Source organism: Candidatus Methylopumilus planktonicus (assembly GCF_006364715.1).
Lineage (GTDB): Bacteria > Pseudomonadota > Gammaproteobacteria > Burkholderiales > Methylophilaceae > Methylopumilus > Methylopumilus planktonicus_A.
The window spans coordinates 897,645-910,830 of sequence record NZ_CP040984.1 but is presented as its reverse complement, the minus strand read 5'-3'; the positions used below and the strand labels follow the sequence as shown (position 1 = coordinate 910,830).

The following is a 13,186-nucleotide window of genomic DNA, read 5'->3' as shown; positions in this document are numbered from 1 at the left end:
TCAGAATGATAGTATGAATGCTGTGAAATCTAAACTAAATTTATTAAATCGCGAGTTAGGCGTTATCGAATTTAATCGACGCGTCCTAGCACAAGCGCAAAATCAAAAAGCACCCATTCTTGAGCGTCTAAAATTTATCTGTATTGTGGCTAGTAACTTAGATGAGTTTTTTGAGATTCGTATTGCCGTTCTTAAAGAGCAACTTCGTAAATATCCTAAATCTAAAACTGTGGATGGCCAAGTATTAGCTGATGTTTATCTTCATATTTTAAGTGAGGCTCAAGCTTTGGTTGAGACAAAATATAGTCTCTTTAAAAAAGACATTATCCCTAAATTAAATAATGAAGGTATTCATCTTTATTTTAATCACAACAACTGGACTTCAAGCCAACTTCGCTGGGCTAAAACTTATTTTCAAAAAGACTTAGTGCCTTTATTGACACCTATCGTTTTAGACCCTGCACATCCCTTTCCTAAGGTGATTAACAAAAGCTTAAACTTTTTTGTAACCTTAGAGGGTAAGGATGATTTTGGGAGGATGCCAAAATTAGCTGTAGTTCAAGCACCAAGATCAATTCCTCGGGTGATACAAATGCCAGCGCGTATAAGTCCTTCACCATATAGTTTGGTAATCTTATCTACGTTTATGCAAGCTTTTGTTCACGAATTGTTTCCGGGCATGGCCGTGACAGGATGCTACCAATTTCGCGTCACACGTAACTCTGATTTATTTGTATCAGATGATGATATTTCTGACTTAAGAGAATCCTTAAAAGGTGAGCTCTCTACAAGACACTTAGGCGATGCAGTGAGACTTGAAATATCTTCCGATATTCCTGAACACTTCATGAAATATTTAAGACGCTCATGCGATCTTAACCAAGAAGATTGTTACCGCGTGGACGGTCCTGTCAATCTTAATCGTCTGATGCAAGTTGCTGACATTGTGGATCGAGCAGATCTAAAGTTTCCAACACATATTCCTAGACAGCTCACTATCAATGGGTCTATTTTTGAGCATCTAAAAAAAGAAGATGTTCTTTTGCATCATCCTTATGAAAGCTTTGATCCAGTTTTAAATCTATTAAGAGAAGCATCAAAAGATCCTGATGTTCTTGCGATTAAACAGACTATCTATCGCACAGGTAATGTTTCGCCAGTCATGGACGCTCTGATTGAGGCTGCCAAGAATGGTAAGGAGGTTACAGTGATAGTGGAGCTCTTAGCTCGCTTTGATGAAGAAACAAATATTTCTTGGGCGGCCAAGTTGGAAGAAGTCGGTGCACATGTGGTTTATGGTGTTGTAAAACATAAGTGTCACGCTAAAATGATGATGATTGTTCGTAAAGAGCAGCTGCCAATTAAGGGCAGGAAAAAGCCTGAATTTATATTAAAGCGATATATCCATCTAGGCACTGGAAACTACCATCCCAGAACAGCAAAGTTATATACAGACTTCGGCTTAATGACTTCTAATGTATCTTTATGTGAAGATGCACATAAGATTTTTATGCAGCTTACCGGTACTAGTCGCTCTATTAAATTAAAAGCACTATGGAATTCGCCATTTACGATGTTTGATAATATTGTGAGATCAATTAGGGCTGAAGCTAAAGCTGCAAAAGCTGGAAAGCCAGCTCGCATTGTGGCAAAGGTGAATGCTCTTTTAGAACCACTTATTATTGCTGAGCTATATAAAGCTTCGCAAGCTGGCGTCAAAATTGATTTAATCGTCAGGGGGGTCTGCGCCCTTAAGCCTAAAGTAAAAGGTTTATCTGAAAATATAAATGTGAGATCTATTATTGGACAATTTTTGGAGCATCACCGTATTTATTATTTTCACGCAAATGGCAAAGAAGCGCTTTATTTATCTTCAGCCGATTGGATGGATAGAAATTTATTTAGACGCATAGAGGTTGCGTTTCCTGTTTTAGATAAAACGCTAAAACAAAAAGCTATTCATGAGGGGTTGAATGAGCTTCTGAAAGATAAATCTGCCTGGATTATGAATTCTAATGGAACGTATAGACAATCAAAAGTTTTAACTCAAAATACCCAGCCTTCAGGCCAAGAAAATTTATTACTTAAGTACAATACCAACGCTGCTCTATCAAAACGTAAAGTAAAAGCTTAGCCTTCTTTCGCCATATTGATGGTGTAACGAGGAATTTCTATTGTGAGATCATGCTGATCAACAATCGCCTGACAGGAAAGTCTCGATTTAGGTTCTAACCCCCAAGCTTTATCAAGAAGGTCTTCTTCGAGATCATCGGCTTGATTTAATGTTTCAAATCCCTCGCGAATAATTACGTGGCAAGTAGTACAAGCACATACTTGGTCACAAGCATGTTCTATTTCAATATGGTTTTGTAGTAAATTCTCACAAATAGAAAGTCCTGGTTTAGCGTCAATCACTTCACCGTTAGGACAAATTTCAATGTGAGGCAAAATAATAATTTTTGGCATATTACAAGTTTACCTTATCTATTGACTGACCTTTAAGAGCTTTACCCACTGATTGATCCATGAGCATTGCTGCGAATGACTCTGTGAGAGCGTTTAAGTTCTTTGTATGACTGATAATTAAATCAGCATCATTTAGTTGAAGTGAAGATGAAAGCAAAAGTATTGCAGATTCAATTTTCTTGATTTCTTCTTTTGACAGTAATTGACTGCCGTTTTTATTTAATGCATTTTGAACAGCGGTGATAATTTGTTCACCTTCAATTTTAGCCTCACCGAGCGCGCGGATTTCTTTATCTTCCTCAGCCTTTTCAAAAGACTGCTTCAGCATACTTGTAATTTGTTCTTCAGACAAACCATAGGACGGCTTCACAGTCATGCTTGTTTCCTTGTTTGTTGATAGTTCAGTGGCCGATACCGAGAGCAATCCATCTGCATCAATCTGAAAGGTGACACGAATTTTTGCAGCACCTGCGACCATAGGAGGAATATCAGTTAGAGTAAAGTTGGCAAGTGATCTGCAATCTGATACACGTTCCCGCTCGCCTTGTAATACATGGATTGACATTGCAGTTTGTCCATCTTTATATGTCGTAAATTCCTGTGCCTTGGCAATTGGTATTGTGGAATTTCTATGGATAATTTTTTCAACTAAACCCCCCATAGTCTCTATCCCTAAAGATAAAGGAGTCACATCAAGAAGAAGTAAATCTTGATCTGACTTATTGCCGGCTAATGTATGCGCTTGTCTTGCAGCTCCTAAAGCTACCACTTCATCTGGGTTGAGGTCGTTAAGTAAGTCTTTCTTAAAGAATGTTTTAATTTCAGATTGAATATAGGGCATACGTGTAGCCCCACCCACCATAACAACGCCATCAATTGACTCAATTGATAACTTAGCATCACTGAGTGCGCGACGGATAGGCTGAATAGTTTTTTGTACGAGACTGTGTGTCGCTTTAAAGAATTTTTCCTGATCTAGTGAGTATATAACTTCCTTACCACTTGAAAATTTGATTGTTGTTTTAGCAGAAGAGTTCTCCGTGAGCTTTTCTTTTAAACTTTTTGCATGCATGACCAAAGAGCGCTTATCTTCATGTGATAGTTGATCGAGTTGATTTTCGTTTTTTATCATCTCGGCAATTGCTTGATCAAAATCATCCCCCCCTAAATGAGGATGACCATTCGTTGCTAAGACTTCAAAAACACCTTTATGAAGTTTTAATATAGAAACATCAAATGTTCCGCCCCCTAAATCATAAATCACGAAGGTGCCTTCCTTTTTCTGATCAAGGCCGTACGCCACTGCTGCAGCTGTAGGTTCATTAATAAGTCTTAGGACATTTAATCCAGCTAATTTTGCAGCATCTTTTGTAGCTTGCCTCTGTGCGTCATCGAAATAAGCGGGAACTGTAATGACTGCCCCAGTAATTTCTCCACATAAAGAAACTTCAGCAGTTTCTTTTAATTTTTTTAAGATGTCAGATGAAATTTCAATAGGATGTTTATAGCCTTGCTCAGTTTTAATTTGAATATCGGGACTCGTGTCATTAAATTCATAAGGGAGTGATTCTCGATATTGAATATCAGACAGTGCGTGACCCATAAATCGCTTCACTGACACGATCGTATTTTTAGCATCAGTGGATAAGTAAGGTAATGCCTCTTGACCAACTTTAATTTCATTTTTACCATAATAGACGATCGAGGGAATAAGCTTTTGCTCATTTATATCTTTTAAGATTATAGGTAGCCCACTTTGAACAGTCGCTACGAGAGAATTTGTTGTGCCTAAATCAATACCCACTGCGAGTTTGTGCTGATGAGGAAGAGTACTTTGTCCAGGTTCTGCGATTTGAAGGAGTGCCATGGTTTAAATGATTTCAATTAAAGCGTCATTGATATGCTGTTCAATCTTTTCAATAAAATTAAGTTCACGGGTGACTTTAATTGCTTTGTTAAGATCACTTTTGTTTTGAAAAAATTCTGGGAGTTGACTCATGATTTCATTTTTATTTCTTTGAATGCCACTCGCTAACTTTTCAAGCGCTTCTTTATTTTGTTTATGTGTTTCAAGCTCTTCCCGCCATTCCATTTGTTGCATTAAAAAATCCTGAGGAACAGCATTATATTTCTCATCATGAATATCGATATCATATAAATGTAGTAAATATTCAGCACGTCGAATAGGAGATTTTAAAGTCTGGTAAGCGTCATTCACTTCTGCTGTTTTTTTAATGGATACTATTTTTGCTTCATCAGCGAGTGATGCAAAACGGTCAGGATGAATTTCTTTTTGAATATTCTGGTAGTTCTGATCAAGCTTTTTTAAATCAATAACAAATGTTTCCGGAAGTTGGAGGAGAGTAAAAAAATTTAAGCTCACACTGTAAAGCTTTCACCACAGCCACATTCTGCTTTGACGTTAGGATTATTAAATTTAAAGCCTTCATTTAAACCTTCTTTTTCAAAGTCTAGTTCTGTCCCATCAATGTAGACTAGGCTTTTTGGATCGATCATGATTTTTATGCCATGACAATCAAAGATTTGATCTTCAGGTAAAGCTTCATCAACAAACTCTAGTGTATATGCCATACCCGAGCAGCCAGTTGTCTTAACCCCAAGTCGAAGTCCTAAGCCCTTGCCTCGATTCTTGAGATACTTTTCAACGCGCTCAGCAGCTTTATGTGTTAACGAAATTGCCATCTTAATTTAATTTACCTTGTTTACTCTTTAAGTCAGCAATCGCAGATTTAATTGCATCTTCTGCTAAAACTGAGCAGTGGATTTTAACAGGCGGCAATGCTAACTCTTCGGCAATCGCTGAGTTTTTAATTTCAGAGGCTTGGTCTAATGTTTTACCTTTGAGCCACTCAGTCACGAGCGAGCTTGAAGCGATCGCAGATCCGCAGCCATAAGTTTTAAATTTTGCATCTTCAATGACACCATCATCACTTACTTTAATTTGTAATTTCATGACGTCGCCACAAGCAGGTGCACCGACCATGCCAGTTCCTACATGCGGGTCGTCTTTATCAAGTGTGCCCACATTTCTTGGGTTTTCGTAGTGATCTAATACTTTATCGCTGTAAGCCATATATTTCCTTTTTTAAAAATTTAGTGGGCAGCCCACTCAACTTTACTAATATCAATACCGTCTTTAAACATATCCCACAATGGTGAGAGTTCTCTTAATTTATGAATCTTTTCTTTAAGTAATTGGATCGTAAAATCCACATCAGCTTCTGTCGTAAATCGTCCAATGGAGAAACGAATAGAGCTATGCGCTAATTCATCTGAGCGCCCTAAAGCACGCAACACATAACTCGGTTCTAAGCTTGCTGATGTACAAGCAGATCCGCTGGAAACTGCAATATCTTTTACCGCCATAATAAGCGACTCACCTTCCACATAGTTGAAGCTAATATTAAGGTTATGTGGAATACGATGTTTCAAGTCCCCGTTCACATAGACTTCTTCCATATCTTGAAGGCCATGTAATAATTTATCGCGTAATTTTCTGATACGTTCATTTTCTAATTGCATTTCAATGCGAGCAATTCTAAAAGCTTCGCCCATACCTACAATTTGATGGGTAGCTAACGTGCCTGAACGCATACCGCGCTCATGACCACCCCCATGCATTTGCGCTTCAATACGTATACGTGGTTTACGTCTCACGTAGAGTGCACCAATACCTTTAGGCCCGTAAGTTTTATGTGCAGAAAAACTCATGAGATCGACGGGCAGTTTTTCTAAATCGATATCCACTTTACCCGTAGCTTGTGCTGCGTCTACATGAAAGACCACTTTCTGCTCTCGACAGATATTGCCAAGCGCTTCAATATCTTGAATCACTCCAATCTCATTATTGACAAACATGACAGAGGCTAGCACCGTATCAGGACGGATCGCTTTTTTAAATTTTTCTAGATCCACCAAGCCATTCGGTTCAGGTTCTAAATAGGTCGCTGTATATCCTTCACGTTCGAGCTCACGAAATGAATCGATCACACACTTATGTTCAGTGGAGACAGTTAAAATATGTTTACCCTTAGTGCTATAAAAATGGCTCGCACCTTTAATAGCTAAGTTATTTGATTCAGTGGCACCCGATGTCCAAACAATTTCTCTAGGATCCGCATTGACAAGTTTAGCTACTTCATCGCGCGCTTCTTCAACCGCCTCTTCTGCAGTCCAGCCGAAGCTATGGCTTCGAGACGCGGGATTACCAAAATGTTCTGTAATGAATGGGATCATTTTTTCAGCCACACGAGGGTCGATCGGTGTCGTCGATGAGTAATCCAGATAAATTGGTTTACGTGCTATGTCTTTTGTCATATGTTATGCCGCGATCGCTGTAAGTTGTTTTAATGTTTGCAATTCTTTTTTTAATACTTCTACAAAGTCTTTGACTTCAGTCATTGAATTTTTTTGTCCAAAACTAATGCGCAATGCACCGCGCGCTAAATCCTCACCAATACCCATTGCAAGCAAGACATGACTCGGTTCTTTATTCACACTTGAACATGCAGAACCACTTGCAATGGCGAAGCCTTTTTTGTCCAAAGCAGTGAGTAATGTCGATCCTTCGATATCTTTAAATGCAAAGAAAGTCGTGTTATTTAAACGTGCAACTTTTTCAGAAAAAATCACAGCACCTAAATCTTTTAAATGGACTTCAAGTATTTTTTTAAGTTCATGTGTATGCGTTGAAGTTGCCTTCATAGATTCTGAAATGAGTTCACATGCTTTACCAAAACCTACAATCGCTGCAATATTTTCAGTGCCACTTCTTAAATTCTTTTCCTGCCCGCCACCGTAAATCAAAGGTTCGATATCGCTACGTTTATTTAAGATTAATGCACCTACACCTTGTGGACCATATATTTTATGGCTCGAGAGGGTCATGGCATCGATGTGAAGTTCATCAAAGCGCACATCAATTTTCCCAAACGCTTGCACTGCGTCTGTATGCGAGAGTGCTTTTTTTTCTTTTGCGAAATCATGTAGGAGCGCCATGTCTTGAATAGCGCCTGTCTCATTATTCGCTAACATGACTGATACAAGACTGATATTCTCAGCCGAGATATTCTTGTAGGCTTCTTTTGTCACCACACCATCTTGACTGACATTTAATAATGCCTGCTTCCAACCCTGATATTTCATAGCTTCCATTGGGCGGGCAACACATGGGTGTTCAATATTACTTCTGACCAATGTACTTTCTCTCTCCTTGATAGCAGCACCATGCACGATCATGTTGTTAGCTTCTGTACCCCCTGATGTGAAGATCACTTCAGACGGGTGAGCATGAATGGCAAGTGCTACTTGTTCGCGCGCTTCTTCAATCGCGGTTCTAGCATATCTGCCAAAACTATGCTGACTTGTAGGATTGCCTTGTTGCATTTCAATATAAGGCAACATGACGCCTAAGACTTTTTTGTCTATGGCTGTCGTTGCGTTGTGGTCGAAATAATTTTTTTGCATGATATTTATTAAACGGCTTTCGCTAAATCACCTTGTCTGAGTTTATCGTTTAAGAAAAAAATGGCACTCTCACGATTCTTACTATCTTTAGATTGCGCCTCAACTAGGTGAGCTAAAGTTAAACTCTCAAGATAGTCTAAAATTTTATGATTGATGGACACCCAAAGATCATGGGTAATACAGCGACCACCATCGTGACAATTTTCTTTACCAGAGCACTGGGTCGCATCAATTTCTTCATCGACCGCTGTAATGATGTCTTTCACAGTAATCTCTTGATGTTTTTTAGCGAGGTGATATCCACCACCAGGCCCACGTATACTTTTTACGATGCCTCCACGACGCATGCGACTAAAGAGTTGCTCGAGGTAGGATAAAGAGATCGCTTGTCGATCGCTGATCTCAGCTAAGGTCACAGGCTTTTCTGTCTCGTTCAGTGCGAGATCTAAAATAGCAGTCACTGCAAAACGACCTTTAGTGGTAAGACGCATAATAAGATCCTTTATCTTTAAGACTTATAAGAAATATTTTGTTTCTGAAGCCTGAAGTATAGAATAACCTATTATTTTAATCAAGTATTATTTGGATGCCTTTTTCTTGTGCGAGAAGGCTTTGGCGAGTTTAAGATCCTCGTTGGCACGCGGTTTCAAGGCTTTGATTTGGTCCTCTAAACGCTCAATGGTGTGATTTTGTTTTTTGATGGCTAACATCAATTGATCAAGATGTTTGTACATAGGGTCAGTCTCATCTCGGCCCACCGCATAAGCGTTAAAGGCTGGAAGTTGCACTGCGCTTTTTTGTTTGGTTTGTCCTTCTTCTTCGACAATACGTGCTGGAATGCCTAGGGCCGTGGCTTTGGCTGGGACATCTTTTACCACCACTGCATTCGATCCGATTTTGGCTCCGCGGCCAATCGTAATAGGACCTAAGATTTTGGCACCTGCCCCAACCACAACACCTTGCTTTAAAGTCGGATGACGTTTTCCCTTATTCCAGGAAGTGCCACCCAATGTCACACCATGATAAAGCGTGCAATCATCTTCAACAATTGCGGTTTCACCAATCACAACCCCCATGCCGTGATCAATAAAAACACGACGACCGATAGTTGCCCCTGGGTGAATTTCAATCCCAGTAAAAAAACGTCCGACATGAGAAATGAAGCGACCTAGCCAGTAAAGTTTGATTCCCCAGAAAGCGTGCGCCACCCGATGAATCAGTACTGCATGAACGCCGGGGTAGGTCGTTAAGATTTCAAGGGTTGACCTCGCAGCCGGGTCACGCTCAAAAACAATCGCGATATCTTCTCTAATTTTTTTAAACATAGGAGTAATTATCGCATGAAATGATTAACTTGACTAAAATACTAGGGTAATACAAACGGTCTTCAATCTTTTAATTTTTTTTGTATCTGCGTTAAGATACCGCGCAAAATATTAATCTCATCCACTTCAAGTTGAGATCTCGCAAAAAGGATATGCAGTCGCTGCATTAGGCGTTCACCTTGCACCTTATCTAAGAATTCAATTTTCTCGAGTACCACTTCTAAATGAGACAAAAATCCCATTAAGCTATTGTGATCGGCTAAAAGATTTAAATCTTTGGTGTAGAGTTTGGGCGGGTTTTTTGAAATGCTTGCCTGTCTTAATTCATGACATACCACCTGAACCGCTTGAGCTAAATTAAGGGATGAGTAATTTGGGTTTGCATCAATAAAACTTAATACTTGGCATTGGTATGTCTCGAGATTTGAGAGTCCACTCATTTCAGTTCCAAAGACAAAAGCGACATCTGAATGATCTGCGACACGCATCATTTCGTGTGCTACTTCTCGCACCTCTAAATAAGGTTGTGTCAACTCACGTCGCCTCGCAGACAAGCCCACGGCAAGCTTGACACCTTGGAGAGCCACTTCTAAATTTTGAACGACGTGCGCATCTTTTAAAACGTCATCAGCGCCCGACGACATCGCTGTTGCTTCAGGGTGTGGAAATTTTTTAGGATTGACTAAATAGAGTGTGTGAATGCCCATCGTTTTCATCGCACGCGCTGTGGCACCAATATTTCCGGGGTGACTCGTTTGACAGAGTATGATGCGGATGCGATCGAACGCATCTGAAGTAGCGACCATGGAGTTCCTTCATGTAAAATAGCATTTTATCAAGTCTATTTAAAAACAAAGCTTATAAATAGTCACGTTCTTATAAAAAGAGAGAGAAATTCATTTTATGCATCCGATGTTAAACATTGCAGTTAAAGCCGCAAGACGCGCAGGCGCTATTATTAATCGAGCGTCGCAAGATATCGGAACACTCACAGTGAAAAGCAAAAATTTTAATGACTTTGTGAGTGAGGTGGATATAGCCGCCGAGCGTGCGATTATTAATACTTTAAAAGAAGTTTATCCAGATCACGGTTTCCTTGGAGAAGAATCAGGTTCCACATCGCATCAGAGTGATTTCATTTGGATCATCGATCCCTTGGACGGCACAACTAATTTCTTGCATAACTTTCCGCAGTACTGTGTATCGATAGCGCTTCAGCATAAAGGTGAGATCACGCAAGCCGTGATTTATGAACCGAATCGAAATGATCTTTATACGGCGACCAAGGGTCGTGGTGCATTCTTAAATGATAAGCGTATCCGCGTTTCAAAATGCGACAAGCTTAAAGAGTCTCTTATTGGGACAGGTTTTCCATTTCGCGACTTTAAACATCTTGATACTTATTTGGGTATGTTTAAATCGATGCTGCAAAAAACTACAGGCATTAGACGTCCAGGCTCAGCAGCGCTTGATTTGGCTTATGTAGCGAATGGGTCACTGGATGCTTTTTGGGAGATTGGTTTGTCACCCTGGGATATTGCAGCAGGCGCACTTTTAGTGCAAGAAGCGGGCGGGATTATTTCAAACTTAAATGGCAAAGAGGGATGGCTTCAGTCTGGAAATGTATTGGCAGCCTCACCTAAAATTTATGATGCCATGTTAGAAACTTTAGCACCTCACCTCACGGAAGAGATTAAAGTTTAGTGGTGATGACCGCCAGCACCGTGCACGTGCTGATGAGTCACTTCTTCTTGATTTGCAGAACGCACATCTTTAATCGTGGCTTTAAAAATAATACGTTGGCCAGCCCAAGGATGATTACCATCCACCACGACTTTCCCATCTGCAACATTTGTCACTGTATATAAAATAACTTCACCCGTCTCATCTTCACCTTCAAATTGCGAACCCTCTTTTAAATTTTCTTGAGGGAAGGCTGAGGCAGGTTCGATTTGAACGAGTTCTGCATCGTATTCACCAAAAGCATCGGCAGGCTCTAATGCTAATTCAATCGTGTCACCAATATTTTTTCCGTGCATCGCTTCTTCTACTTTTGGGAAAATATTGTCATAGCCACCATGGAGATAGGCCACAGGCTGGTCACTTGATTCTAAAACAACTCCGTCGGCATCTTTAAGTTCGTAGGTCATAGTGACCACAGTGTTCATGGAGACTTGCATAAAAAATTCCTTCAAATGTTTTTTTAATATTTTATAGAGAATATAAAGAGATAGGGCGTGACTTTTTAAAATTATTTTAATGTCCGTGATTATGATCAAGGAGACTGTAAAAATTAGATGGGGTCATGATCGTTGGTTTTGCGATCTTTAATGGCTTTGGATAATCACGACTAAAATGAAGTCCACGGCTTTCGTGTCGTGCAATGGCTGATTCCACAATTAACTCTGCCACTTGTAAAAGATTTCTTAATTCAATGAGGTTGTGACTCACTTTAAAGTTGGTATAAAACTCATGCACCTCATCACGCAACATATGAATACGATGCAGTGCACGTGATAAACGTTTATTGGTTCGCACAATGCCGACATAATTCCACATGAAGCGTCTTAATTCATTCCAAGTATGTGTGATAAGAATTTCTTCGTCCGCATCGGTCACGCGACTTTCATCCCAGTGAGGCAAAATAAATGAGGTGGTATCGACTTTTGATTGAAGAATATGTTTCGCGACTGCTTCACCAAAGACTAAACATTCGAGGAGTGAATTACTCGCTAGACGATTGGCGCCATGAAGTCCTGTATAGGCTGTTTCGCCAATGGCATAAAGATGCGCTAAATCGGTTTGACCTGCAAGGTTCGTCATCACACCTCCACAACTATAATGAGCAGCAGGTACGACTGGAATCCATTCTTTTGTGATGTCGATACCAAGTTCTAAGCACCGGGCATAGATGGTTGGAAAATGTGACTTTATAAAGTCAGGTGATTTGTGCGAGATATCTAAATACACACAATCGATCCCACGTTTTTTCATTTCAAAGTCAATCGCGCGGGCCACAATATCGCGGGAAGCTAATTCACCTCTTGCGTCATACTCATCCATGAAACGAGATCCATCGGGGAGTTTTAAAAGGCCACCTTCACCCCTCACAATTTCAGATATTAAAAAAGATTTAGCTTTTGGGTGGAAAAGACACGTCGGATGAAACTGAATAAATTCCATATTGGCCACACGGCATCCTGTGCGCCATGCCATGGCTACACCATCCCCTGTGCTCACATCAGGGTTAGTTGTGTAGAGATACACTTTACTGACACCGCCTGCTGCAAGAATGGTTTCTTGTGCAGAGACCGTGATGACTTTACCCGTTTTGTTATTAAGTACATAAGCGCCTAAGCAGCGATTGGATTTAATGTGATCAACTTTTAAAGATTTTTTTTCTGTAATGAGGTCAACCGCAATATGATTTTCTAAAATCGTGATATTGGCGTGCGCTTTAACTTGCTCACTCAAAGTCGCCTGAATCGCCCGACCTGTAGCATCTTTTGCGTGAACCACTCGCCTATGGCTATGACCACCTTCTTTAGTTAAATGAAATTGGTGTGTTGTGTCGTCCCGGCTAAAAGGCACATGCAAATCATTAAGCCACTGAATGGCTTCTTTACCGTGAGACGCGACAAAACTCGCGACCTTAGGGTCAGTTAAACCACCCCCAACAAATTCGGTATCCTTCACATGACTTTCAATGGAGTCCTCATTTGACATGACGGCAGCCACGCCACCTTGAGCCCACTGGCTTGAGCTATCTAGAATTTCGCGCTTACTCACGATGAGTACTTTTTTATGGTCAGCTAACTTTAAAGCTGAAGTAAGGCCAGCTAGACCGCTACCTATAATAAGCACATCACAAAGTAACATTTGCGTATTTTTCATGAACTAATTAAGAA

The 13,186-nt window shown here is 40.1% G+C and carries 14 protein-coding genes; 2 read left to right on the top strand and 12 right to left on the bottom strand.

The annotated features are described in order from the left end of the window. Positions 1–13: 13 nt before the first annotated feature. A complete protein-coding gene (gene ppk1 / locus FIT63_RS04765) occupies positions 14–2,134 on the top strand; it encodes a polyphosphate kinase 1 (RefSeq protein ID WP_140006790.1) in 2,121 nt (706 codons plus the stop codon). On the opposite strand, the gene fdx is transcribed toward ppk1, so the two are convergent. The 10 genes from fdx to FIT63_RS04715 form a co-directional block, all read right to left on the bottom strand. Continuing rightward, positions 2,131–2,466, bottom strand: a complete 336-nt coding sequence (fdx, locus tag FIT63_RS04760) for an ISC system 2Fe-2S type ferredoxin (protein ID WP_140006789.1) — start codon at positions 2,464–2,466, stop codon at positions 2,131–2,133. The two genes, ppk1 and fdx, sit on opposite strands and share 4 nt — an antisense overlap. A 1-nt stretch (position 2,467) precedes the next feature. Continuing rightward, complete coding sequence (hscA, locus tag FIT63_RS04755; protein WP_140006788.1) at positions 2,468–4,333, bottom strand: Fe-S protein assembly chaperone HscA; 1,866 nt, start codon at positions 4,331–4,333, stop codon at positions 2,468–2,470. Positions 4,334–4,336: 3 nt separating this feature from the next. Next, positions 4,337–4,849, bottom strand: a complete 513-nt coding sequence (gene hscB, locus FIT63_RS04750) for a Fe-S protein assembly co-chaperone HscB (protein WP_140006787.1) — start codon at positions 4,847–4,849, stop codon at positions 4,337–4,339. Continuing rightward, on the bottom strand, positions 4,846–5,169 hold the full coding sequence (gene iscA, locus FIT63_RS04745; protein ID WP_140006786.1) for an iron-sulfur cluster assembly protein IscA: 324 nt from the start codon (positions 5,167–5,169) through the stop codon (positions 4,846–4,848). The genes hscB and iscA overlap by 4 nt, the downstream gene beginning before the upstream one ends. Before the next feature lies 1 nt (position 5,170). Then, a complete protein-coding gene (iscU, locus tag FIT63_RS04740) occupies positions 5,171–5,560 on the bottom strand; it encodes a Fe-S cluster assembly scaffold IscU (protein ID WP_028818306.1) in 390 nt (129 codons plus the stop codon). Positions 5,561–5,580: 20 nt separating this feature from the next. Further along, on the bottom strand, positions 5,581–6,804 hold the full coding sequence (locus FIT63_RS04735; protein ID WP_140006785.1) for an IscS subfamily cysteine desulfurase: 1,224 nt from the start codon (positions 6,802–6,804) through the stop codon (positions 5,581–5,583). A gap of 3 nt (positions 6,805–6,807) precedes the next feature. Then, entirely contained in the window at positions 6,808–7,953 is a 1,146-nt protein-coding gene (locus FIT63_RS04730; protein ID WP_140006784.1) for a cysteine desulfurase family protein, read from the bottom strand. Positions 7,954–7,961: 8 nt separating this feature from the next. Then, positions 7,962–8,444, bottom strand: a complete 483-nt coding sequence (locus FIT63_RS04725; protein WP_140006783.1) for an Rrf2 family transcriptional regulator — start codon at positions 8,442–8,444, stop codon at positions 7,962–7,964. A gap of 87 nt (positions 8,445–8,531) precedes the next feature. After that, entirely contained in the window at positions 8,532–9,278 is a 747-nt protein-coding gene (gene cysE / locus FIT63_RS04720) for a serine O-acetyltransferase (RefSeq protein WP_140006782.1), read from the bottom strand. 62 nt (positions 9,279–9,340) lie between these two features. After that, entirely contained in the window at positions 9,341–10,084 is a 744-nt protein-coding gene (locus FIT63_RS04715; protein ID WP_140006781.1) for an RNA methyltransferase, read from the bottom strand. A 97-nt stretch (positions 10,085–10,181) separates the two neighbouring features. On the opposite strand from FIT63_RS04715, the gene FIT63_RS04710 reads away from it, so the two are divergent. After that, positions 10,182–10,982, top strand: a complete 801-nt coding sequence (locus FIT63_RS04710; protein ID WP_140006780.1) for an inositol monophosphatase family protein — start codon at positions 10,182–10,184, stop codon at positions 10,980–10,982. Here the strand turns inward: FIT63_RS04710 and FIT63_RS04705 are convergent. Together FIT63_RS04705 and nadB are read right to left on the bottom strand one after the other, a co-directional pair. Next, positions 10,979–11,458: an FKBP-type peptidyl-prolyl cis-trans isomerase gene (locus FIT63_RS04705; protein ID WP_028818313.1), complete on the bottom strand. Its 480-nt coding sequence runs from the start codon at positions 11,456–11,458 to the stop codon at positions 10,979–10,981. The genes FIT63_RS04710 and FIT63_RS04705 overlap by 4 nt on opposite strands. Positions 11,459–11,534: 76 nt before the next feature. Further along, positions 11,535–13,172, bottom strand: coding sequence for an L-aspartate oxidase (gene nadB, locus FIT63_RS04700; protein ID WP_420886435.1), 1,638 nt, complete (start codon positions 13,170–13,172; stop codon positions 11,535–11,537). Positions 13,173–13,186 lie beyond the last annotated feature (14 nt).

Bases quoted from the DNA above. Each gene is read 5' to 3' on its own strand.
- cysE (WP_140006782.1), bottom strand. From the start codon at position 9,278: ATGTTTAAAAAAATTAGAGAAGATATCGCGATTGTTTTTGAGCGTGAC.
- iscA (WP_140006786.1), bottom strand. From the start codon at position 5,169: ATGGCAATTTCGTTAACACATAAAGCTGCTGAGCGCGTTGAAAAGTAT.
- hscA (WP_140006788.1), bottom strand. From the start codon at position 4,333: ATGGCACTCCTTCAAATCGCAGAACCTGGACAAAGTACTCTTCCTCAT.
- nadB (WP_420886435.1), bottom strand. From the start codon at position 13,172: ATGAAAAATACGCAAATGTTACTTTGTGATGTGCTTATTATAGGTAGC.
- FIT63_RS04710 (WP_140006780.1), top strand. From the start codon at position 10,182: ATGCATCCGATGTTAAACATTGCAGTTAAAGCCGCAAGACGCGCAGGC.
- FIT63_RS04725 (WP_140006783.1), bottom strand. From the start codon at position 8,444: ATGCGTCTTACCACTAAAGGTCGTTTTGCAGTGACTGCTATTTTAGAT.
- ppk1 (WP_140006790.1), top strand. From the start codon at position 14: ATGAATGCTGTGAAATCTAAACTAAATTTATTAAATCGCGAGTTAGGC.
- iscU (WP_028818306.1), bottom strand. From the start codon at position 5,560: ATGGCTTACAGCGATAAAGTATTAGATCACTACGAAAACCCAAGAAAT.
- FIT63_RS04705 (WP_028818313.1), bottom strand. From the start codon at position 11,458: ATGCAAGTCTCCATGAACACTGTGGTCACTATGACCTACGAACTTAAA.
- FIT63_RS04730 (WP_140006784.1), bottom strand. From the start codon at position 7,953: ATGCAAAAAAATTATTTCGACCACAACGCAACGACAGCCATAGACAAA.
- FIT63_RS04735 (WP_140006785.1), bottom strand. From the start codon at position 6,804: ATGACAAAAGACATAGCACGTAAACCAATTTATCTGGATTACTCATCG.
- FIT63_RS04715 (WP_140006781.1), bottom strand. From the start codon at position 10,084: ATGGTCGCTACTTCAGATGCGTTCGATCGCATCCGCATCATACTCTGT.
- fdx (WP_140006789.1), bottom strand. From the start codon at position 2,466: ATGCCAAAAATTATTATTTTGCCTCACATTGAAATTTGTCCTAACGGT.